The sequence below is a fragment of the Rhizobium laguerreae genome (genome assembly GCF_019778565.1).
Taxonomy (GTDB): Bacteria; Pseudomonadota; Alphaproteobacteria; order Rhizobiales; family Rhizobiaceae; genus Rhizobium; species Rhizobium laguerreae.
Window position 1 is genome coordinate 168,076 of sequence record NZ_JAAXQT010000013.1, and the last position, 22,526, is coordinate 190,601.

At 59.0% G+C, this 22,526-nt stretch carries 14 protein-coding genes and 4 pseudogenes; 8 read left to right on the forward strand and 10 right to left on the reverse strand.

All coding sequences use genetic code 11. The features are described from left to right. Window positions 1-8 precede the first annotated feature (8 nt). The 9 genes and pseudogenes from HFO71_RS31855 to HFO71_RS36060 all read right to left on the reverse strand — a co-directional run. Window positions 9-1,460, reverse strand: coding sequence for an amidase (locus HFO71_RS31855; protein WP_221978147.1), 1,452 nt, complete (start codon window positions 1,458-1,460; stop codon window positions 9-11). Then, the gene (locus HFO71_RS31860) at window positions 1,450-3,114 is read right to left on the reverse strand and encodes a dipeptide ABC transporter ATP-binding protein (protein ID WP_168257395.1); all 1,665 of its coding nucleotides are present in this window, start codon (window positions 3,112-3,114) and stop codon (window positions 1,450-1,452) included. Before HFO71_RS31860 ends, HFO71_RS31855 begins: the two co-directional genes overlap by 11 nt. After that, window positions 3,111-3,962, reverse strand: coding sequence for an ABC transporter permease (locus HFO71_RS31865; protein ID WP_168257396.1), 852 nt, complete (start codon window positions 3,960-3,962; stop codon window positions 3,111-3,113). Before HFO71_RS31865 ends, HFO71_RS31860 begins: the two co-directional genes overlap by 4 nt. Before the next feature lie 11 nt (window positions 3,963-3,973). Then, window positions 3,974-4,912: an ABC transporter permease gene (locus tag HFO71_RS31870; RefSeq protein ID WP_168257397.1), complete on the reverse strand. Its 939-nt coding sequence runs from the start codon at window positions 4,910-4,912 to the stop codon at window positions 3,974-3,976. 38 nt (window positions 4,913-4,950) lie between these two features. After that, a complete protein-coding gene (locus HFO71_RS31875) occupies window positions 4,951-6,456 on the reverse strand; it encodes an ABC transporter substrate-binding protein (RefSeq protein ID WP_312886410.1) in 1,506 nt (501 codons plus the stop codon). A 108-nt stretch (window positions 6,457-6,564) separates the two neighbouring features. Next, entirely contained in the window at window positions 6,565-7,044 is a 480-nt protein-coding gene (locus tag HFO71_RS31880; RefSeq protein WP_245007031.1) for a carcinine hydrolase/isopenicillin-N N-acyltransferase family protein, read from the reverse strand. 117 nt (window positions 7,045-7,161) lie between these two features. After that, window positions 7,162-8,952 (reverse strand): ABC transporter ATP-binding protein, encoded by a 1,791-nt coding sequence (locus HFO71_RS31885; protein ID WP_168337852.1) that lies wholly within the window; start codon window positions 8,950-8,952, stop codon window positions 7,162-7,164. Between the two features lie 572 nt (window positions 8,953-9,524). Next, window positions 9,525-10,760, reverse strand: coding sequence for a Glu/Leu/Phe/Val family dehydrogenase (locus tag HFO71_RS31890; RefSeq protein WP_221978148.1), 1,236 nt, complete (start codon window positions 10,758-10,760; stop codon window positions 9,525-9,527). Window positions 10,761-11,276: 516 nt separating this feature from the next. Then, window positions 11,277-11,482: pseudogene (locus HFO71_RS36060) on the reverse strand (hypothetical protein); the annotation flags it as partial. Window positions 11,483-12,171: 689 nt separating this feature from the next. Between HFO71_RS36060 and HFO71_RS31900 the strand changes: the two are divergent. From HFO71_RS31900 to HFO71_RS31910, 3 genes are all read left to right on the forward strand, one after another. Next, window positions 12,172-14,553: an aminotransferase class I/II-fold pyridoxal phosphate-dependent enzyme gene (locus tag HFO71_RS31900; protein ID WP_221988875.1), complete on the forward strand. Its 2,382-nt coding sequence runs from the start codon at window positions 12,172-12,174 to the stop codon at window positions 14,551-14,553. Between the two features lie 344 nt (window positions 14,554-14,897). Further along, window positions 14,898-16,337, forward strand: a complete 1,440-nt coding sequence (locus HFO71_RS31905) for a biotin carboxylase (RefSeq protein ID WP_221978150.1) — start codon at window positions 14,898-14,900, stop codon at window positions 16,335-16,337. After that, window positions 16,334-17,356: a C45 family autoproteolytic acyltransferase/hydrolase gene (locus HFO71_RS31910; RefSeq protein WP_206112007.1), complete on the forward strand. Its 1,023-nt coding sequence runs from the start codon at window positions 16,334-16,336 to the stop codon at window positions 17,354-17,356. The genes HFO71_RS31905 and HFO71_RS31910 overlap by 4 nt, the downstream gene beginning before the upstream one ends. A gap of 54 nt (window positions 17,357-17,410) precedes the next feature. Here HFO71_RS31910 and HFO71_RS31915 read toward each other — a convergent pair. After that, window positions 17,411-17,690 (reverse strand): annotated as a pseudogene (locus HFO71_RS31915) (DDE-type integrase/transposase/recombinase); the annotation flags it as partial. A 341-nt stretch (window positions 17,691-18,031) separates the two neighbouring features. On the opposite strand from HFO71_RS31915, the gene HFO71_RS31920 reads away from it, so the two are divergent. From HFO71_RS31920 to nifD, 5 genes and pseudogenes are all read left to right on the forward strand, one after another. After that, window positions 18,032-18,979: an omptin family outer membrane protease gene (locus HFO71_RS31920; RefSeq protein ID WP_245007032.1), complete on the forward strand. Its 948-nt coding sequence runs from the start codon at window positions 18,032-18,034 to the stop codon at window positions 18,977-18,979. A gap of 171 nt (window positions 18,980-19,150) precedes the next feature. After that, a pseudogene (locus tag HFO71_RS31925) lies at window positions 19,151-19,447 on the forward strand (transposase); the annotation flags it as partial. Window positions 19,448-19,485: 38 nt separating this feature from the next. Beyond that, window positions 19,486-19,673: pseudogene (locus HFO71_RS36535) on the forward strand (hypothetical protein); the annotation flags it as partial. Window positions 19,674-20,004: 331 nt separating this feature from the next. Continuing rightward, complete coding sequence (gene nifH, locus HFO71_RS31930; protein ID WP_168257402.1) at window positions 20,005-20,898, forward strand: nitrogenase iron protein; 894 nt, start codon at window positions 20,005-20,007, stop codon at window positions 20,896-20,898. Between the two features lie 88 nt (window positions 20,899-20,986). Next, window positions 20,987-22,483, forward strand: a complete 1,497-nt coding sequence (gene nifD, locus HFO71_RS31935) for a nitrogenase molybdenum-iron protein alpha chain (protein WP_168257403.1) — start codon at window positions 20,987-20,989, stop codon at window positions 22,481-22,483. The last annotated feature ends 43 nt before the right edge of the window (window positions 22,484-22,526 follow it).

Consider the following 22,526-nt stretch of genomic DNA (forward strand, 5'->3'; position numbering starts at 1 on the left):
ACAGACTCCTAGAAATTGCCGGCGTGAATGGCTGGACGCCCCTGCCCCCAGACGCCGGGAGCGCTGTCCACTTCTTCCTCGATTTGCAGCGCCGCCGCAAGCAGCAGATCCTCACGTCCAAAACGGGCGACAAGCTGAATCCCGATAGGTAGACCATCCCGGCTGCTTCCAACCGGTAGGGAGATCGCGGGCTGTCCCGTCGCATTGAACAACGCAGTATAAGTCTCCTTCGGCGCAAGATCTTTGAATACGCCTTCCGCATCGATGCCCGCTCGATCGGGATCGAACGTGCCGATCGGTTCCGGCAGCATTGCGCTGGTCGGTGTAAGCAAAAGATCATATCCGGCAAAGAAGCGCCCGACCTGCCGCGTCACCCGATCATAGACGGCAAGCGCGTCGATAATCTGTGCACCGCTGATGCCGAGCCCCCATCGATAAAGAGCATATACGCTTGTGCCAAGCGCTTCCTCGAGCGAGCGATTCATATGCCGCGCCATCGCCGGCATATGTGCGGCAGCGTCGGCGGCCCAGATGACCTTCTGCGCCTGGAGGAAGGTCGGATAATCAAAATCCGGCGAGGCCTCTTCGACATGGTGGCCAAGGGATGAAAGCCGCTCCGCCCCCGATCTTGTCGCGGTGACAACCTCCGGGTCGATCTCCACACCGGACCATGAGCGCGTGCACAGGGCGATGCGCAGCCCCTGCGGCCGGTGCTTGATGGCATCGAGATAGGTGACCACTGGCGGCGCGATCTCATAGCCGTCGCCGGCATCCGGGCCATGGCACAGGTCGAGCAGGGCTGCTGTATCGCGGACTGAGCGTGTAAGCATGAAGGCCGTTGCTAGGCCCAGAAGCGGGGCATTCCCATTCGGCGCGCCGGTAACCCGCCCGCGTGAAGGTTTCAGACCGATCAAGCCGCAGAACGCGGCCGGATTGCGAATTGATCCACCCCCGTCGCTGCCCTGTGCAAAAGGCACGATGCCTGCGGCGACAGCCGCCGCCGCGCCGCCGCTGGAACCCGCGACGCCGCGCTCTGGGTTCCAAGGATTGCGCGTTGCGCCATAAAGGGGCGATTCCGTCGCCGCCGGCACGCCGAATTCGGAGCTCGTCGTGCGGCCGACATTGTTTAGCCCGCCGGCGCGCAACCGTGTCCAGTAGACGGAGTCATGGCCGGCGCGGAAACCTTGCGCGAGACGGCTGCCGAACTCGGCCGGGCGCCCCGCTTCGATTGGGAAGTCCTTGGTGAGGGTGGCAATTCCGCCGAAGGGAGTGGCGGACGTGACCTCCGGCAGGATCTCGAGCGCGTCCGGATAGAGTTCGATGACGGCGTTCAGCGCAGGGTTCACGGCCGCGACGGCCTGTTCGACGCACCGGCCGAGCTCCTTTGGCGTGACCTCGCCTTGCGCCAGCAGGTGGGCGAGGCCAGTTCCATCATGGGCTGCATATTCATCAAGGCGCATGGATTACTACCGGTTGCGAAGGGGGAATTGTCCGGGCCGACGGCAGCCGAACCAATGAGCCGACCAGCGCCTGCGTATAGGGGTCCTGCGGCGTGAACAGAACCTGCCACGCCACGCCCTGCTCAACAATGCGTCCGGCTTTGAAGACATAGACGCGCTGGCAAAGGCTGCTCACTACGGCGAGATCGTGCGAGATGTAGAGCAGCGTCAGCGAGCGCTCACGCTGGAGCCGCACGAGCAATTCCAGGATCTGCGCCTGTGTCGTGACATCGAGCGCCGAGGTGATTTCGTCGGCGATGAGAAGCTGCGGTTTCAGCGCCAACGCTCGTGCAAGGCCGACGCGCTGACATTGGCCGCCGGAAAGCTGCTGTGGCTTGCGATCGCGCAGGCTGCTCGGCAATTCCACCATATCCAGCAAGGCGTCGGCCTCTTTCCGCGCCGTCTTTCGGTCCGCGATGCCATGCCGCCAGATCGGCTCGGCAACGGCCTCGGCAATGGTCAGGCGCGGATTGAGTGAATCGTACGGGTTCTGGAACACCATCTGCACACGGCGACGGAACGCCGTCAGCGCCTCCCCCCCGAGTGCGCCGACATCCTGCCCGTCCAGGCGGATCGCACCGCCGCTCGGCGTGTTCAGGCGAATTATCGACCGGGCGAGCGTGCTCTTGCCGGAGCCGCTTTCGCCTACGATACCAACCGTTTCGCCGGTATTGATCATAAGATCTATGCCGTCGATGGCCCGGAAGGAATTGTCGGTTCCGAAGCCGCTGAGCAGGCCCTGCCCGGCGGGGAACGTCACCGAAAGATTTTCGATGCTGAGCAGCGGCGTTGCCCGATCCGGACCGCTCGCAGTGCCATAGCTCTTGCGGCCTGGCTGGGATTCGATCAGCAGTCTTGTATAGGGATGGCGCGGCCGGTTGATGACGTCGTCGATCGGCCCCTGTTCCACCACCTCGCCATTGCGCATGACCACCACACGCGAGCAGATATCCGCGACGACGCCGAGATCGTGCGAAATGAGGATCATCGCCAGCCCATTCTTGCGATTGAGCTCCTTGAGCAGTTCCAGGATGCGGGCCTGCACCGTGACGTCGAGAGCGGTCGTCGGCTCGTCGGCGATCAGCAGCTTCGGCTGGCAGCCGATCGCGGCGGCGATCATCGCCCGTTGTTTCATGCCGCCGGAAAACTCGTGCGGATAGGACCGTGCGCGCTTTTCCGGCTCGTGTATACCGACATCCTCCAGCAGTTTGATCGCGCGTTGTAGGCCTTCGCGCTTGCCGATCCCGAGGTGCCGGATCATCGGCGCCGCGACCTGCGGGCCGATGCGGCGCAATGGATCGAGATGCGATGCCGGGTTCTGGAAGATCATACCGATGTCGCGGCCGCGGATGGCACACAGCTCGTGCTCGCCAAGCGTCAGCAGGTCACGTCCGTCGAGCCTGACCGTGCCGTCCGCGCGTGCCTTGGCCGACAGCAGCCGCATCAGGGCGCGGCAGGTCACGGATTTGCCCGAACCGCTTTCGCCAACGATGCCGAGGATTTCTCCACGCTGGAGCATGAACGATACGTTCTTCACCGCCGCAAAAACACCGAAGCTGACGCACAGATCCTTGATTTCAAGCAGCGGCGGCTTGCCCGTTTCCCCCCCGCTCATGCCGTAACTCCCATCCGCTGTATCTGCCCCAGTCCATCGCCGAGCAGAGCAAAACCGAGGCCGAGCGAAATGGCGGCCAATCCCGGAAACAGGCAGATCCACCAGGCTTGCTGCACGAAAGCCTGACCGTCGGCGATCATCACGCCCCATTCGGCGAGCGGCGGCTGCGCGCCCATGCCGAGGAAGCCGAAGCTTGCACCGGCGAGCATGACGAGCACCGCGTCGCTGGCTGCGTAGGCGATGACCGGTCCGATGGCGTTGGGCAGCACATGATGGTTGAGTATGGTGGCCGGAGAATAGCCAAGGCATTTGGCCGCCTGGATATACTCGCTTTCGCGGATCGTCAGGACCTGCGCCCGCACCAAACGCGCATAGCTCACCCAGCCGACGAGTGTCAGCGCCAGGATAAAGTTGAGGAGCCCCGGCCCGAGCACGCCGACAATGGCCAGCACCAGAACAAAGAAGGGGAACGCGACGGTCAGGTCATAGATGCGCATGAACACGGTATCGACCGCACCGCCAAAATAGCCGCTCAACAGCCCGATAATCGTGCCGATCAGGAGGGGCGGAAGCACCCCGGCCACACACAGCAGCAGATCGACCCGGCTTGCGAAAAGAACCCGAGAGAAGACGTCGCGACCGACTTGGTCCGTGCCGAACAAATGGGCGGCACTCGGCGGCGAAAGCATATTCATGATGTTAATAGCATTGGGATCATAGGGCGCGATTGCGGAGGCGGCTAGCGCCATCACAAGCCATCCACCAAGAATGACGACTGCAATCAGGATGGTAGGGGTAATGCTGCCGACGGGTGGCGCGGTTTGCACAAGAATAGGGCTGTCAGCCATGGGCTATCTCCTCAGAACCGGACGCGCGGGTCGATGAAGGCGGTGAGCAGATCCACGATAAGCGTGATCAGGACGGTCGAGACCGCGAAGATCAGCGTCAAGCCCTGCACGACATAGTAGTCGCGCCCGAGCAGCGCGTTGACCATCAGCGTGCCGAGGCCGGGCACCGCATAGACGGTTTCGACGATGACGGCGCCGCCGATCATGAAGGCCACCATGACGCCGAGCAGGTTGAGCGTCGGCAGCGCGGCGTTCGGCAACATGGTCTGCCAGAATATCTGCCGCTCTGTGGCGCCCTGCGCCCGCGCGGCGGTGACGAAGTCGGCTGTCGTTTTTTCGATAAGGGCGGCGCGCAGGCTCTGAGTCAGAACCGGTACCAGCCAGATGGCCGTCGATAGGGCCGGCAGGAAGAGGTGATGAAGATGGCCTGTGAAACCGGCGCCGTAGCCCGAGACCGGAAACCAGCCCAGGCTGACGCCGAAGAAGCGCGACATCATGATGCCCAGCCAGAACACCGGGATGGTGAGGCCGGCAATCCCCAAAAGGCGAACGGTCTGGTCTGCGATGCCGCCTGGACGGCGGGCGCCGAGGATGGCGAGCACGACCGTCGGCGGGATGGCGAGGCACAGCACATAGCCGGTCAGGAACAGCGTCGGCCACATGAACTGTTCAATAAGCTGGCTTACCGGTCGCTGAAAGCGCAGCGACAGGCCGATATCGCCCGAAGCGAGATTGGCGAGATAGGTCAGGAACTGCCGCCAAAGCGGCAGGTCGAGCCCATATTGCGAACGGATCGCCGCGATGGTTTCAGCACTCGCCCTCTCCCCGGCAAGAAGCCGCGCGGGATCGCCGGGGGCCATGTGCACTAAAAGGAACGTCACGAGGCTGATACCGGCAAGCACACCGATCAATTGCAGCAGGCGTCGCGAAATGAGTTGCAGAAGGGGCAATCCGGTTCTCCGGTTCGAGCGTCAGGGGTGGAGGCGGCTCACTGGCCGATGGAGGCTTCTTCCAGCGTCCACTGTAGCGACGGCGTCAGCTTTAGACCCTGGAGACGCTTGGAATAAGCAACCGCGTTTGGCGCATAATAGAGGGGGATCTGCGCCACCTCCTCGGTGGTGATCTTCTGAATCGTCTTGTAGATTTCCGCACGCTTGGCCTGATCCGCCTCTTTGGTGCCCTGCTCCACGAGCGCGTCAACCTTCGCGTTCGCATAGAACGTGTTATAGGAGTTCGAGCCGCAGGATCCGCACACGGCCCAGCGGACGGCAAGGTCAGGATCGGGGGTTTCGTTGTACCACCAGTTGGCAGCAGCGTCGTAATCGCCCTTGCCGGTGGCATCCCACCACGCGGCGCCATCGACGTTGACGATCACAGGCTTCAACCCGATCGCTTGCCATTGGGCCTGGATCAGCAGTGCCGTCTGCTGCGCCGGCGCATCGGCGGTCGCCAGGATCTTTACCTCGCGCTCCGCCATGCCGGATTCGGCCAGTAACTCCTTTGCCCTGGCGGGCTCGTGCGGAATCCCGGGGTAATCCTTGTCATGGAAATCGACGCTGCCCGGCAGCGTGGTGTTCGCCGGTTCGGCATAGCCGCGCGTAATGGCTGCGGCTATCGCCTTGTTGTCGAGCGCCATGCTGGCTGCCTGCCGCGCCTTCAGATTGGAGAAGGGCTCGCGTTTGTGGTTGAGCAGAGTCATGTAAATCGTGGTCGAAGGCTCGAGCCGCATATCTACCGACTCGGCCGCCTTCAGCTCGTCGATCTGCGCCCACGGCACCGCGCGCACCACGTCGACCTCGCCGGCCTTCAGCATGGCGATGCGGGTTTCGGGCGATGTGATCTCGATCAGCTCGACCGTGGCGTCCGACTTCGGATAGCCCTTGCGCCAATAGTGCGGATTGGGTTGGAGAACAAGCTTCTCGTTCGGCTTCCACTGTTTGACTTCATAGGGGCCGGAGGTAACCGGGACCGTGGCGAAAGCCGCCTCCTCACCGCGCTTGTCGACATCGGCCTTCGAGACGATGCCCATGTTCCAGATTTCCGCGTTGCCAAGAAAAGGCGCGAAGGCCGACTTGAGCGTGATCAACACGGTTTTCGCATCGGCGGCGGTCACAGATTCCACGGCCCCCAGCGGTGCAGGATAAGCCGACCTCTTGTCGCTCCGGATACGGTTGAGGCTGAAGGCCACGTCGGCGGCCGTGATCGGCGAACCGTCCGAGAACTGGGCATCGCGCAGATGAAAGGTGTAGCTCTTGCCTTCCGGCGAAATCTCCCATTTCTCGGCGAGCCCCGGCTCGAGCGCGCCGGTTTCAGAGTTCCGGCGCAGCAGACGCGAATAAAGCTGGCCGTAGGTTTCGATATTACCGGCCGCCGCGGAGCGCATCGGATCAAGCGTCGTAGTTTGGTAAGGCGAAACGACGCGGATTACATCGTCGGCGAAGGCCGGAACGGCCCAACACAAACCCATGGCCACGAGGGCACTGCTGCGCAGCACCGCACCCGGAGCCCGCGTGCGGAATCCGCTAAAGGAATTCATCTTGTTCTCCTCCCGATATTTCTCTTGTGCCTTGGCACGAGGCAGAGGTTACGGTATCTTTCTAACTTATGTCAATACAAAAGTTGTAAGTGTAACATTAAGCTCGTGCCTCGCTGGCCCCGGCGCCTCCGCCGCCAAAGATGACGGCGCAAGAAGCCGGCCATGGATTGTTCGAAGGTCCCCGACGCGACCCTCCATGACTTCCGCCGGGTGACTCGGATCTACATAGACGGTCGCGTGGTTTCCGTGACGGTTGATCAGCGCGATGGAACAGGACATGTGCACGGGAATATCACGGAGCATGGCAACGGCTGCGGCCGTGGTGTTGGCAAACCCCAGCACGTAGCGCGGCACAATCGGCATCTCGAATCCCTGCCCCACGGCTGTGCGCCCGCGGAAGGCGAGCGAGACCGCCAGCCCGTCCTCATTGATGCCGTCGAGCACGCCCCACAGGCAATCGACCACCGCGACGACACGCTTGCCGTTGAAGCGCGCCGCGAGCCAGAGCGCCGTTATTTCCTTTGTCGCAGGACTTAAGGTCTGCATCGGCTGCGCTGCATAATTCCTGAAATCGGAATCGATTTAGAGATAAAATCATGCAGCCATTCAAAGTGCTACAGCGCCGCGCGTCTGAAAAGACGCGCGGCGCTGTCGTGTTTCGGTTCACGCCACCAGACCCTTGGTCAGTTCCAGCGCCTGCCGTTCGAACAGCCGGCGATAGATACCGTTATTGAGCCTGATCAGCGTCTGATGGTCGCCTTCTTCGACAATCTTTCCCTTGTCGAAGACCAGCAGCCGGTCCAGCGCTCTAACCGTGGACAGCCGGTGGGCGATCACCAGTGTCGTGCGGCCGTTCATCAGGCGTTCCATAGCCTGCTGGATCTGCACTTCGCTCTCGCTGTCGAGGCTTGAAGTCGCTTCGTCCAGGATCAGCACCGGCGCATCCGCCAGGAAGGCACGGGCAATGGCCACACGCTGCCGCTCGCCGCCCGACAGCTTGACGCCGCGTTCCCCCACCAGCGTCTCATAGCCCTTTGGAAGGTCCATGATGAAGTCGTGGGCACTGGCCTGTTTTGCCGCCTGCTCGATCTCGCGTCGCGAGGCGTTCGGCCGGCTATAGGCGATGTTTTCCGCCAGCGTGCGATGGAACAGGATGGGCTCCTGCTGCACGATGGCGATCTGGCCGCGCAGGCTGGTTTGCTTGACGCGTGCGACATCCTGCCTGTCGATGCGGATCGCGCCCGAGTTCACGTCATAGAGGCGCTGGATGAGCTTGACGAACGTCGTCTTGCCCGAGCCCGAATGCCCGACCAGGCCCACGCGCTCACCCGGCCTGATGGTGACTGAAAAATCCTCATAAAGCGGGGTGGGATCAGCACCATACTGGAAGGTGACGCGATCGAAGACGATCTCGCCCTCGCCAATCTTGATAGGCTTGGCGTTGGGCTTGTCCTTGATATCAAGCGGCATCTTATCGAGCAGCACCAGTTCTTCCATGTCGTTGACGGCACGCTGCAGATTGCGAATTACCAGGGCGACATCGCGCAGATGGCCTTGCAAAACGAAGGACATGGCCAGCACGAAGGTGATGTCGCCGGGTGTCGCCAGCCCCTGCTGCCACATGACCAGGCCCGTTCCCAGAATACCTACCTGCATCGAAGCCATCATGGAGCCTTGGATCGTGCTGCTCAATATCTCGCGCTTCCATGTCCGACGTTTCCGGCTGTCCCATTTGGTCAGCACGTGGCGCAAACGTCCCTCTTCGCGGCTCTCGGCCCCGAAGGCCTTGACCACCGAATTGCAGCTGATGGCATCCCCCAGCGCGCCACCAAGCTTGGTGTCCCAGGCATTGGCAAGCCTTGCCGCCGGCGACACGAAGCCCATGGAAAGCGCCACGGTCACGCCGATATAGATCAGCGACCCCGCAGCCACGATCAGGCCCATGATCGGCCAGTAGCTGCCGAGCACGATGCTGGCGCCTACCAGCACGACGATGGACGGCAGAAGAGCCATCAGCAGCAGGTCGTTGAGCTGCTCGAGCGCCCACATGCCGCGGGTGATCTTGCGCATCGTCGAACCGGCAAAGCTGTTGGCGTGCCAGTCGGTCGAAAACCGCTGCACCTTGTGGAAACCGTTATTCGTCACATCCGCCATGGTCCGCAGCGTCAGCCGGATAATGCCGTTGAAGATGAACCAGCGCAGCACCACGCTGGTGAGGCCGAGTGCCACGACGACGCCGAAGGCGCGCAGCGCCCGGTCAGCCGCGTTGCTGCCGGCAATGGCATCGACGATCTGGCCGGAAAACACCGGCACCATGACTTCGGCCAGCGTGCTGGCAATGACCAGCACGATGATGATGCCCACCAATACAGGCCGATGGCGCCAATGATGGAAAACAAAGCCGAGCACATGGTGATAAGCACCGGCCCGGAAATCAAGATTCTTGAGAGTCATTTTAATCGCCCGGCTCCGTGTTCGGCAACCGGTCCCCAAAATAAAGAGCTGGATGGCACAGCCCAAGCGGGAGACGAAATAATCGCGTCAATCAATCGGGCTATGAACCGAGGGAAAACCGTATGTCTGGCATTGGAAGCGGTCCACGAATAGAAATGACCGAGCGTCGGGACATCCCGCACGAGAAGGTTTGGATGACTCGTCGCCCCACTCATTCGGCGTAAATTCGAGCAGCGGATTACTCTTCCTGAGCGATGAACAGGTTGAGTGGGGCTTGATGGATTTTATCAGTTCCGCTGTCATCACCAAGCTTTGACACCGACCTGCGGAGTCGCCGTGATCAGCCTTTGAGTTTCGGATTAGCGTGTACGGCCGATTCAGCGTTTCAACCAACAATGGGCGTTGGCTGCGGTCGACAGGGCTGCGGAGGTAATATGCCATCTAACAATTCTCCTCTGGACTCCTGACTGCATTTTTATTTGGAACCACCACCGCTGCGCGCGCGCAGCGGTGGCTCGTGTTGGTGTCCTTTCCTCGATCGGTTGACAAAGAATTGCTGTGTGCCTTGTTACTCAATAGATAGCGCCTACAAGTCGTGAGAGCGCGTGGACGTAGGCAGCGCTTCGCAGGGTGATGTTCTTGTCCTTTGCAAGCGCCAAAATTGCGGCCCCCTCCTCTTCCATCTTCGTCTTCAGCAGGGCATGTATGTCCTCGATGGACCAGTAGTACCCTTGGCGGTTTTGTACCCATTCGAAATAAGAGACAATGACACCACCCGCATTCGCGAGAATGTCCGGAAGGACCACGAAGTTCTTGCTCTTGAGGATCTCATCGGCCTCCGCCGTGATCGGGCTGTTGGCGAGTTCGAGAATGATCGGAGCCTTTACATTGGCAGCGTTACCCGCGTGGACCATGTCCTCCATGGCCGCCAGAACGAGCAGGTCGCAATCGACCGAAACCAGTTCGTCGGCAGCAATTTTCGAGACACCGTTTGAACCCGCGAAGCTGGTAACGCAGCCGTTGCGTTCTTTAGCAGCATTCAGCTGTTTGATATCGATGCCCGTCTTGCAAACGATTGCACCCTTTGAATCGGATATAGCTACGACCTTGCATCCGTCCGATTCAAGCAACTGCGCCATGTGAGATCCGGCGTTGCCGAAGCCTTGGATCGCCACTCGCGCACCCGGAGTAAAACCGATGTGCTTCGCCATATATTGGAGGAGATAATAGCCGCCACGGGCCGTCGCATCATCACGGCCAAGCGAGCCACCAAGGCTGGTTGGCTTACCGGTGGTAACCCCCGGCGTCCATTCGCCAACGATAAAAGCGTATTCGTCCGCTATCCATGCCATGGTCGTTGAGTTGGTGTTGACGTCGGGCGCCGGGATGTCGCGGTTGGGCCCGATGACATGGGAAAAGCAACGGACATAGCCACGCGCAAGCCCCTCCAGTTCAGTCTTGGAGAGAGGGTGAGGATCAATCTGGACGCCGCCTTTGCCGCCACCAAATGGCAGGTTCGCCAGTGCGCACTTGACAGTCATCAGCAGGGCGAGCGTCTCTATTTCATCTGCCGTTACACTAGGGTGATATCTAATGCCGCCCTTGGTTGGACCGCGGGTATCGTCATAGCGGGAGCGAAAGGCCAGAAAGTGCTTGTGTGAACCGTCGTCCATTTGGATCGTCAGACGGGCTTGCGTGGTCTCTTTCGGGGACTCCCACTTTTCAAGAATTGTCGGGTCGATGTTGAGGTGCTTGGCCGCATCAGCAAGACGTGCCTGGGCCCGATGCAACATGGTGTCGTGGCTCATTGAGCGTTCCCCCAATTCGGATGATCACAGGTATCCGTGGTACGTGATTGTCCACGAAGACCGCTAGCGTGTTTTGGGACGTAGTGGACTTGCCAAATCCGCCCTTTCCATAAAATCTGACGCAGAGCTACCATGCTTGGCGTTCCTTCATGATGCGGTTATCTCGCAACGCGGATGCAGAAGCCGATCCGCTGCCTCGCAATAGCTCTCAAGATTCGTGCCAAGAAGGCCGATTGAGCTGACGAACAATAATTCCCTGCTATTCCAGTTATATGGGCGGAAAAGGCGCGCGATGCGAGGAGGTAGCCTTTGTCGCTGATCTGACAAAGGTGACGACAATGCCGGATTGTTGTCATGCGTCTGAAGGATGGCGCTGGCTCAATGTAGCAAGTCGCGTCAGATCAAATGGCTTCGGCTTGTTCATCTGATCATACGGTAGCTCGCCCAGCCGATCAGAACGGCGTTGATGTAACGATTGAGGCGGAGAAAGAGCTCGACACGCTGCAGCAGGGTTTGCCCTTGTTCCCGCAGGGTTTGGAAGGCGCGGAACTGGTCGAGGGGATGAAGGCCGACGCGCTGGAGGTTCGCGGCAAGGAATCCTCGACCTCGAGCGTCTCGCCGCGGCTGACGATGCAGGGAACGCCGGCGGTCCTGGCAAGGCGCTTCTGCGCAACAAGCCCTTCCAGGGCACGATACCGCCGACCGCGGACGGTGGATGCGATAGATGCCGGCTAAATCTGATCACTTGCCGCAAAGCGCTGTTTCCGCCGATGATCAAGCGCCATGTCGCTTCGACTACGCCACGGCTAGCGATCCACTTCACAAGGAAGACGTAATTGACGTTGCGTCTGGAGCCCGGCATAGGGTTAACATCCATTGTGAGAGTAGCAGTGATGTCAACGAAGCTCTCGCCACCGCGCACGCGGTCAGCAATCATGCCCCTTAGACGACGAGGAATGCGCCACTCGTGACAACACGGCGTGCGGCACGATCCAAGTAGCCTAGCTGCTTCTTCACGGGCACCCCGCCCGGCGTAGATCGTTCAAAAAGTTCGGCGTTTCAGTGGCGTCCCATCCTTCGCCAGCTTCAGAACGAATGATCTGGTCGTTATTTTCGAGGCCTTCGCCGAGTACCTTACTTCTCCCCGTCGGGGATCTTAATTGGCAAATTCCAAATGGCCCATTGAATTGGGGTACGTCATGAGTTGCGGCTTTGCCGCTACCTTTGTCGGTTACGTGACAAGCGTTCCTGTTCTCAATCCCGCATTTTTGCGCCCACATACCTGAAATCGCAGCGAATTATTGTTCGTCATCTCGATCGGCCTGCTTGGCACGAATCTTGTGAGCTATTGCGAGGCAGCGGAACGACCTCCGCATCCTCATTGCTTCGAACACATGAAGGAACGCCAAGCATGGCAGCCCGACCAGATGTAGTGGTACTGATTGTCGGCACGCATTCGGCGGCCGAGCAGAAGGCCATACGCCGTCACCTGCAGCGCAAACGCAGCGTCAATGACGATTTCGTCATTCGCACCGTCTTCGTGCGAAGCGTCGAGGACGCGTTACACGAGACGCGCGTCAACACCGAGATCCAAGCCGTGGTTATTCGCAACGGGTTGCCCCTCCGCTCCCAGGACCGTCATCTGGCCACGTCGCACTGGGGACTCGAGGGGCTGGATGCGGACATCGAGGCCGTTCCGGAATCTGAGCGCGGCCCGATGCTCGGCCGCCTGATTGCGGAGTTTCGACCAGAGCTCGATCTCTATCTCGTCACCGACGGCAATGTCGAGGAAATCGCCGCGCGCACCGCCGAGACCTTCAAGCGCGTCTTCTTCGGCAAGGAGGACAGCGCCGAACTCTATCCTTCCATCATACGCGGAGTCGCGCTGCGCTACCACACGCCCATATTCGATGCCGTGCGCAACCACTCCGAACGGCCGGTAAGCAACTTCCACGCCTTGCCGGTCTCCCGCGGCAAGTCGATCACAAATGCGAACTGGATCTCCGATTTTGGGCAGTTCTATGGAATGAACCTGCTCAACGCGGAGACCTCCGCTACCTCGGGCGGACTGGATTCCCTGCTTGAGCCGGACGGCCCCTTTAGGCTTGCTCAGGAATATGCCGCGCGTGCCTTTGGCGGCAAGCGCAGCTTCTTTGTCACCAACGGCACTTCGACGGCCAACAAGATCGTGGTGCAGGCGCTTGTCAGGCCAGGCGACGTGGTGCTGGTCGACCAAAACTGCCACAAGTCACACCATTACGGACTGGCGCTGGCGGGCGCGCGGGTCAGCTATCTGGATCCCTATCCATTGAACGATTATTCCATATATGGCGGAGTGCCCGTGCGGGAATTGAAGCGGACCCTTCTTGCCTACAAGCACGCCGGCATGCTCGACCGCGTTCGTCTGCTGCTGCTCACCAACAGCACCTTCGATGGCATCGTCTATAACGTAGATCGCGTGATGATGGAGTGCCTAGCGATCGCGCCGCATCTCATCTTCCTGTGGGACGAGGCCTGGTTCGCCTTTGCTTACTCGCATCCGACATACCGGAAGCACACGGCGATGAGGAGCGCCGCCAAGCTTTCAGCGATGCTAGAGGATTCTGACTACGCCGCCCGCTATAACTCGCTCCGCGTGTTCAACACCGAGGCCTGGGAGGACGACGAAAGGCTCCTGAACACGCGCCTCCTGGCGGATCCCTCGAAGGCGCGGGTGCGGGTCTATGCGACCCAGTCAACGCACAAGACGCTGACGGCACTGCGGCAGGCGTCAATGATTCACATCTGGGATCAGGAGCTCAAGGAAAAGACCGAGGAGGCCGTCGACGAAGCTTATAAGATGCACACCTCGACCTCATCCAACTACCAGATCCTTGCGTCGCTCGACGTCGGCCGCCGTCAGGTGGAAATGGAAGGCTACGGCCTCGTCAAGCGCACCCGCGAACTCGCCATAAGGCTGCGCAAGGAGTTGTCCCGCCCTCCACTGCTGAAGAAGTATTTCCGGGTCCTCGGCGTTGACGATCTCGTGCCGCGGGAATATCGCGAGTCGACCGCGGAATCATATTTCGACGAGAAGACGGGTTCGAGCAATTTCGAGACGGCTGACGAATTTGTGCTCGACCCGACGCGCGTAACGATCGATATCAGCGCGACAGGCCTCAGTGGCGACACGTTCAAGCACAAGCTGATGAATGAACACGAAATCCAGATCAACAAGACCACGCGCAACACTGTGCTGTTCATCGTGAATATCGGCAGTACACGCTCCGAAATTGCCCATTTGATCGGAGTGCTGGAGAAGATCGCTCGCGAGACAGACGAAAAAGTGCGCGATTTTTCCACACGCGAGCGAAGCATCCACGATCAACAAGTTAACTCACTGACTCATGAACAGCCGTCACTACCGAACTTTTCCGCCTTCCATCCGGCGTTCCGCGCGATGGACTCTGCTATTAACCTGGGAACCCGAGACGGTGACATACGCACGGCACGTTCCTTGTCACAAGACCCTGCAAACTGGGAATATCTCCCCCTCACCGAAGCCGAACGCGCCATTGCCGGGGACCGCGAGCTGGTCTCTGCGAGTCTTGTCACCCCTTACCCGCCAGGCTCCGCCATTCTCGTGTGGGGCCAGATCATTAGTCCGGCGATACTGCAATATCTGCGCGCGCTCGATGTTCCCGAAATACACGGCTTCCGGCGGAAACGGGGTTTACGGGTTTTCAGGGAGGAAACGCTTACCAGAATTGCGAACGCACAAAAGTCGCCTCCCGAGCATGGAGGCGCGTCTTGAGTATGCTCCGTCGAATACATGGGTTTCCTCATCTGTCATGCGCCAAGCCACATCTGCGCGTATGCGTTAACGGATCGAACCACACTTCCTCCCAATTTCCGGGGCGTGCTAACGGCCCCGGCCAGGCGGCGCTTAAGTCCTTCCGCGACTGCAACGTCGCCTTCTCGACCTACAAGAATGGCGGAGAACCCGCCTATCTCGACAGTCTTGGCTCATCTCCTCCATGCCTAAACGGCGATCGAAATTTCCGGAAGTGTGCACATCAGGAGCAGGGTATGTCGAAGAAGAAAGAAAAAGAAGGGCAACCAACCGCGAGAACACTCGAAGAGAAACGAGGGCCAATCGTGAAGCGCATTAGCAATATTTCTGAACTGCGCCTCGTCATGCGCCGCAACGAGCGTCCGATCTATTTCATCTCCGCGACGAATTTCAATTTGATGGGCATCGACGAATGGGTGGGGAGCTTCACGTCCATCTGCTACATCGACTGCTACGATGGGCGGCATCCAAACGTCTTCGTTCCCTCCAAAATTCCTAATGCCCAATTCAAGACCATCGAGGGCATCAACAACCACCTGCTCCAGCACAAGGAAGTGATCGACTATATCGCCAGGCGCGGCGGTCGCCCGGTCGCCGTCTTCCTGATGTTCGATGAGAAGACCGAAGAAATCTGCAAAGAACGCGGTATCGAGGTCTGGCATCCTAAGGCCAAGTTGCGTCAGCGCTGCGACGACAAGATGGAGACCGTGCGCATCGGCAACAAGGCGGGCGTGCCCTCCGTGCCCAACACGCTGGGCCCCGCCCGCACCTATGAGGAACTTCGTTGTTCGGCGAGAAAGGCTGGTCTCGGCGCCGACCTAGTGGTGCAGACCGCGTTCGGCGACAGCGGCAAGACGACCTTCTTCATCGCCAGCAAGGATGACTACAACCGTCACGCCGCGAAAATTTCCGCGGAGAACGAGGTTAAGATCATGAAGCGCATCAACTGCCGCAGCGCGACCATCGAGGCCTGCGCCACGGCCTCCGGCACGCTAGTCGCCCCACTTATGACCGAAGTCGTCGGCAAGCCGGAGCTGACGCCCTACAAGGGCGGCTGGGCTGGCAATGAAATCTTCGCCGGAGCCTTTTCCGAAAAGGTCCGCGCCAAGGCGCGCGACATGGCCTACCGATTCGGCAACCAGTTGAGCGAGGAGGGCTATCGTGGCTATTTCAACCTCGATTTGCTTATCGATGAGAACAACGAAGTCTATCTCGGCGAGCTCAATCCGCGCATATCCGGCGCAAGCTCGCTGACAAACCAAGCCGCTTTTGCCTATGCCGATGCGCCGCTCTTCCTATTTCACCTAATGGAATTTCTCGGTATCGAGTACGACATCGGCGTCGAGGAACTGAATGATCGTTGGGCACGCGAGGAATTCATCGATTCCTGGTCGCAGTTGATTCTCAAGTGCACCGAGGACGTCGACGGAATCATTACTGATGCACCGGCGACGGGCATTTACCGCATGGCGCTGGACTGCAGCGTGTCCTACGACCGCTTCGACCATCACCGGCAGGCGATCAAGAGCGATGAGGAGGCTCTCTTCATGCGCTTCACCGGCCGCGGCGACCCCCTAAAGAAGGGTGTCGACCTCGGCGCCCTGATCGTGCGGGGGCGGCTGATGGACGACGAATTCAAGCTGAACGAGCGCGCCCGCAACTGGATCACGGGCATCAAGCGCCTCTATGCCAGCAAGCCGGTTACCGAAATCCAGTGCGACGAAGAGAAGGAGCCGTTCCGTTGAAGATTCTGCAGGACGCCATGGACTTCAAGTTCGAAGCTATAAACGAAGATGTACCCGGTCCCAAATGGCGCCGGGTGTTCGATCGCCATTGGCCTGCCTACAGCCGCTGGTTCGTGCGCGAAGGTGTCCGATCGCGCCCGACCTATTCCGTGAGCCTCAATGCAATGCGGACACATATGCCGAAACTGCTGCCGGCCTACGAGGCCATCGTGGAGACGACCGGCGGCGGTGATCTCGAAGCCCGCTTCCTATCCATGTGGTGCCCGCCCTTCTACGTGGGCGGCTGTTCGCAGGCGATCGTGACCGGTGCGGAGCCGTCGCTCATTCGCAACTATGACTACAGCCCGCGCCTTCTCGAAGGCACCTGGCTCGCGTCGCGCTTCAACGGCAAGCGCGTCGTCGCGGTGGTCGATTGCCTGTGGGGCGTGCTCGACGGCATCAATGAGGACGGGCTGGCGGTCTCGCTCGCCTTCGGCGGGCGCACAGCCGTAGGGCAGGGATTCGGCATGCCGGTTGTGCTGCGCTACGTGCTGGAGTTTGCGAACACCACGGCCGCAGCCGTTGCCATGCTCCGGGATATTCCCGTGCACATGTCCTATTCCGTCGCGCTGATCGACCGTAAGGGAAATTACGCGACGGTCTATGTAAATCCGGATCGCCCAGCGGAAGTGGTGGAGCGTCGCGTCAGCACCAACCACCAACACGGCGTGGAATGGGCGTGGCACGCCGAGACCACTAAATCGGTCGAGCGCGAGGCGGCGGTGGAGAAATTGCTGCCCGCCTCAGCGAGTATCAAGGACGTTCTTTCCGGCTTCCAGCGGCCCCCCGCCTATCAGACACACTACGGACATGACTGCGGCACGCTATACACCGCCGTCTACCGGCCGCTCGACGCCTCAGTGGAACTGGTCTGGCCGGGATCGCTCTGGCGGCAATCCTGCGCCGATTTCCAGGACGAGGTGCGCATCATCCGCTTCAGCGACGGGGATTCCGGCGGCCTCGCGCCGACCTTCAAGTAAGGCGCGGTGAGCAGTTGACGATCATGTTGATCGACTATTTCGGCCTCGTTAACGGATATCCAGCAGCAGCGATTTCGTGTATGTCGCAATAAAGCACGAGCCATTGTCACATTCGATGGGGCTTAGGAAGGGTATTGATGCGGGCGAAACGGTTTTCGACGGCCGTGATGATAGGGTCCTGAACATCTTCGCCTTTGATGCCTTCAGTGATGGCGACATGGGCAATGGCCTCACGGTCACAGCAGTCGAGCGCGAGGGCAATGGGGACCATTTCGCTGTTGCCACAGCCGATTTCGAACCCGTCCGAGCACCAACGCAAATTCGACTGAGCTACCGGGCGGTCTGAAAGAGAAGGCCTTATCATATCTGCTGCAGACCCGGACCAACTACACGCGAGAAGTTTTGTTGCGGGCTCTTGGTGTGGCTCAGGGGAAAATTTGCCGAGCTCCCCAGTCCTGCAATTTGATCAACTCCAGCAAAGGACAAGGGATGTTCTGCGATTATTTCCGTTCCCTGACGGGGACGACGCACCCAGCCTTGCAGCGGCACGGGGACACCGATCCATCAACACCAGTGGCTTGTGCAGCGGACAACTCTGACACCACACAAAGCCGATCTGAGCCGACAAAGCTCAGGTCCAAGACGGAGGCACCAGACGGAACACGCAGTCAGTTGATGAAGCGCATCATTACCACATCCGCAATCACTTTCTGTTTACTGGCGGCCACCCCATCATTGGCCGCCGCAAACAACGCTCGGTCTTCCTTCGACGACGGCAATTTCGTCGTTTTTAGCGGACTCGGCCTCGCCAACATCAAGGCTCAGGAATTTGTCTATGACGGCGACCACAAGAACAGCCAGCTGAACTGGGAAAGCAAGGGGATAAACCTTTTCACTGTTGGTGTGGACGCGCAGATTGACAACGACTGGAACGTAAAGAGCAGCATCGAAATCGGCACCGGCGGCACCGCTCACATGGTTGACTACGACTGGGACAGTTCCGGGCACGATGACTGGAGCCGCCGCTCAATTCATCCCCTTACCGAACTCGGTCACGATGTCGCCGTAGCGATCCAGTTGGAGCGGATCATCGACGGAAACGAAACCACCAATATCACGGTCGGCGCCGGTGTCCAGTATACCGATGTCAAGTGGACCGCCTATGGCGGGTCGGGCATCTATTCGTTCGGGGGTGGCTTCCGAAACAACCCCTGGAAGGTTCCAGACCGGGAAAGAGGCATCAGCTATCAGCAACAGATTCCGATTGGCTTCCTCAGCCTGAGCGGCAAATACAACATTGGCGATCTTACCATCAGCGGCGACCTTCAGACTGGCTTTAGCTTCGGCATCAAAGACACCGACGACCATTGGCTGAAGTATGTCCGGTTTCATGATGACATCAATCCAGCGCCGACACTCAGCGCAACTGTTGCCCTTGACTACGCGATGACGCCAGCTATTTCGCTCGATCTGTCCGGTTCGTTCCAGCGGGTGTTTAACAGCCGCGGGGAAACGCAAGTCGAGCACACTAAGGATGGCACACGCTCCGCCTGGCGACGGGATGCGGCCGGGGCGAATTTTCAGACGACGTCGATCTTCTTCGGGGTAAAGGCCACGTTTTGACGTGGCATGCGCGTGAGAGTTTTGCCGTTTCGCTCGATAGTGATTGATTTCCGACATTCGACTTCATTTCAAGGGTTTGGTGCCTCAAAAGAACGAGTCCTTCATTATAATCCCCAGAAGGCGAATCGATAACGGGACCGCCGATTTTATTTCGCGCTACAGAGCTGGCTCGGGAAATCCGAGACGAGACGACAGCGCCGGAATCATACCCGGCTTTCACGGCTAAGGTGGCGCTGGCGCCATCCGAGGCGAGCAGACGCTGGTGGAATTATCCCAGCAGTTCGGCGTGTATGCCAACCAGATCAAACAGTGGAAAGACCAGTTCCTTGAGGGGGCAACGGGGTTTTCGGCGATGAAGCGAAGACGGGACCAACCGGTCCACCGTCGACGTGAAAACACCGCACCCAAGATCGGCGAGCTGACATTGGAGATCGATTTTTTAGCCGGAGCGCTCGGCAAGGCCGGGTGCAGAGAAGCTCCAGCCGGTAAGTCATGGAGAAACCGACATGGCACAGGCCATTGACAAAATCACCCTCACCGCAGCCCGCGATATTCCGTTCAACAAGCTGTGCTCAGCCAGTAGAGCGTCCGCAAGATCAACGCAGGCGTGTCGATTGAAGACCTCGCCCATCGTGGTCTTTTGACCAGCCTCAATGTCCGCGCCGAGCTCGACGGCGATGGGATTCGTTACGGCTGGTCTGGTGATGGATGCCAGGCTGTTCGAACAATAGTCCTAGAAGCTACACATGGAAAATGTCGGCTGGTCACATATTGCATAAAGGGCTTACCATTCATTGGCCCTCAGAGGGTGACAATCCATTTCGACATTGTCATCACCTTTGTCGGTTACGTGACAAGCGTTCCTGTTCTCAATCCCGTATTTTACGCCCACATAACTGGAATCGCAGCGAATTATTGTTCGTCAGCTCAATCGGCCTGCTTGGCACGAATCTTGAGAGCTATTGCGAGGCAGCGGAACGGCCTCCGCATCCGCGTTGCCTCGAACACATGAAGGAACGCCAAGCATGGCAGCTCTGCGTCAGATCGCATTCTATGGAAAGGGCGGAATTGGCAAGTCCACTACGTCCCAAAACACGCTAGCCGCCCTCGTGGACCATGGACAGAAGATCCTCATCGTTGGCTGTGACCCTAAGGCGGACTCTACGCGCCTGATCTTGAACTCGAAGGCCCAGGATACGGTTCTTGATCTCGCAGCAACGAGGGGTTCGGTTGAAGATCTTGAACTCGAAGACGTGCTCAAGGTAGGCTATAAAGGTATCAAATGCGTGGAGTCTGGCGGCCCGGAGCCAGGCGTCGGCTGCGCGGGACGCGGCGTTATCACGTCGATCAACTTTCTCGAAGAGAACGGCGCCTATAACGATGTCGACTACGTGTCTTATGACGTGCTCGGTGACGTTGTGTGCGGCGGCTTCGCGATGCCGATCCGTGAAAACAAAGCTCAGGAAATCTACATCGTCATGTCCGGCGAAATGATGGCGCTCTATGCCGCCAACAATATTGCCAGGGGCATCCTGAAATATGCTGCGGGCGGCAGCGTGCGCCTAGGTGGCCTCATTTGTAACGAGCGTCAGACCGACCGCGAACTCGACCTCGCCGAAGCGCTGGCTGCCAAACTCAATTCCAAGCTCATCCACTTCGTGCCACGCGACAACATTGTCCAACATGCCGAACTTAGAAAGATGACGGTGATCCAATATGCGCCGGACTCTCAGCAAGCGGCCGAGTACCGGACACTTGCCCAAAGAATACATGACAATTCTGGCAAAGGCACCGTCCCGACCCCCATCACCATGGAAGAACTTGAGGACATGCTTCTCGATTTCGGGATCATGAAAACCGATGAGCAGATGCTTGCCGAACTTCAAGCCAGGGATGCCAAGTTGATAGCTGCCCAGTGATCACACCGACACGAGCGCGCAGCGACACGCAAAGCGCCCGCCATCCCGCGAGGGAGGTTTCATCCGGATTTTGCAAGGGGTAGGGTCAATGAGCCTCAAATACGACAATGACAGTGACTTCCATGCGAAGCTTATATCAGACGTGCTGTCGCAATATCCCGGCAAAGCAGCGAAGCGCCGTAGTAAACATCTTAGCGTGGCAATGAGCGAAAAGGGCGCCGGCGAGGACCCAAACGCGATTAGCGAGTGCGAGGTAAAGTCGAACATCAAGTCTGTTCCTGGCGTGATGACGATCCGCGGATGCGCCTATGCCGGTTCAAAGGGCGTTGTCTGGGGACCGATCAAGGATATGGTTCACATTTCACACGGGCCGGTCGGCTGCGGTCAATATTCCTGGTCGCAACGTCGCAACTATTACGTCGGTCTGACAGGCATCGACACTTTCGTGACCATGCAATTTACCTCCGATTTCCAGGAGAAGGACATCGTTTTCGGCGGTGACAAGAAACTGGAAAAGGTCATCGACGAGATTGCTGAACTTTTCCCGCTAAGCAATGGCATCAGCCTGCAGTCCGAATGTCCGATCGGTCTGATTGGCGATGACATCGAGGCCGTGGCGCGAAAAAAGGCCAAAGAACACGCGACGACCGTCGTGCCGGTACGCTGCGAAGGCTTCCGTGGCGTGTCGCAATCGCTTGGCCACCACATCGCCAACGACGCAATTCGAGATTGGGTCTTCGAGAAGAAAGACATAAAATTCGATCCAGGTCCCTACGACGTAAATGTCATAGGCGACTATAACATTGGCGGCGACGCATGGGCCTCGCGCATCCTGCTCGAGGAGATCGGATTGCGCGTGGTCGGCAACTGGTCGGGAGATGCAACTCTCGCCGAAGTGGAGCGCGCGCCGAGAGCGGCACTCAACCTCATTCACTGCTATCGGTCGATGAATTACATCTCCAGGCACATGGAGGAAAAATATGGCATCCCTTGGATGGAATATAATTTCTTTGGACACTCCCAAATCGATGCCTCGCTGCGCAACATAGCCGAACACTTCGGGCCGGAGATCCAAGAAAAAGCCGAGAAGGTCATAGCCAAATACCAGCCCCTCGTTTGGGCCGTAATCGACAAATACTGGCAGCGCCTTTCCGGCAAACGGGTGATGCTCTACGTCGGGGGATTGCGTCCTCGTCACGTCGTCACCGCCTATGAGGACCTCGGGATGGAAATCGTAGGAACCGGCTACGAATTCGGTCACGGCGACGACTATCAGCGCACTGGCCATTATGTAAAAGAAGGCACGCTGATCTACGACGATGTGACTGGCTATGAACTTGAAAAATTCATTGAGGGAATTCGGCCCGATCTCGTCGGGTCCGGCGTTAAAGAAAAATACCCGGTGCAGAAAATGGGCATTCCATTCCGTCAGATGCACTCATGGGACTATTCTGGTCCGTATCACGGTTATGACGGCTTCGCGATTTTCGCTCGGGACATGGACATGGCCATCAACAATCCAGTTTGGGGTCTCTACGACGCGCCCTGGAAAAATGACCGCGCTTTGGCGGCGGTTGCTGGGTGAGAACATAGCGTTCGCACGTAAAAAACGCGCAACGGCTTAAGCG

Coding starts and splice junctions, on each gene's coding strand:
- HFO71_RS31855 (WP_221978147.1), bottom strand. CDS start 1,460: ATGCGCCTTGATGAATATGCAGCCCATGATGGAACTGGCCTCGCCCAC.
- HFO71_RS31860 (WP_168257395.1), bottom strand. CDS start 3,114: ATGAGCGGGGGGGAAACGGGCAAGCCGCCGCTGCTTGAAATCAAGGAT.
- HFO71_RS31865 (WP_168257396.1), bottom strand. CDS start 3,962: ATGGCTGACAGCCCTATTCTTGTGCAAACCGCGCCACCCGTCGGCAGC.
- HFO71_RS31880 (WP_245007031.1), bottom strand. CDS start 7,044: ATGCAGACCTTAAGTCCTGCGACAAAGGAAATAACGGCGCTCTGGCTC.
- HFO71_RS31885 (WP_168337852.1), bottom strand. CDS start 8,952: ATGACTCTCAAGAATCTTGATTTCCGGGCCGGTGCTTATCACCATGTG.
- HFO71_RS31890 (WP_221978148.1), bottom strand. CDS start 10,760: ATGAGCCACGACACCATGTTGCATCGGGCCCAGGCACGTCTTGCTGAT.
- HFO71_RS31900 (WP_221988875.1), top strand. CDS start 12,172: ATGGCAGCCCGACCAGATGTAGTGGTACTGATTGTCGGCACGCATTCG.
- HFO71_RS31920 (WP_245007032.1), top strand. CDS start 18,032: ATGAAGCGCATCATTACCACATCCGCAATCACTTTCTGTTTACTGGCG.
- nifH (WP_168257402.1), top strand. CDS start 20,005: ATGGCAGCTCTGCGTCAGATCGCATTCTATGGAAAGGGCGGAATTGGC.
- nifD (WP_168257403.1), top strand. CDS start 20,987: ATGAGCCTCAAATACGACAATGACAGTGACTTCCATGCGAAGCTTATA.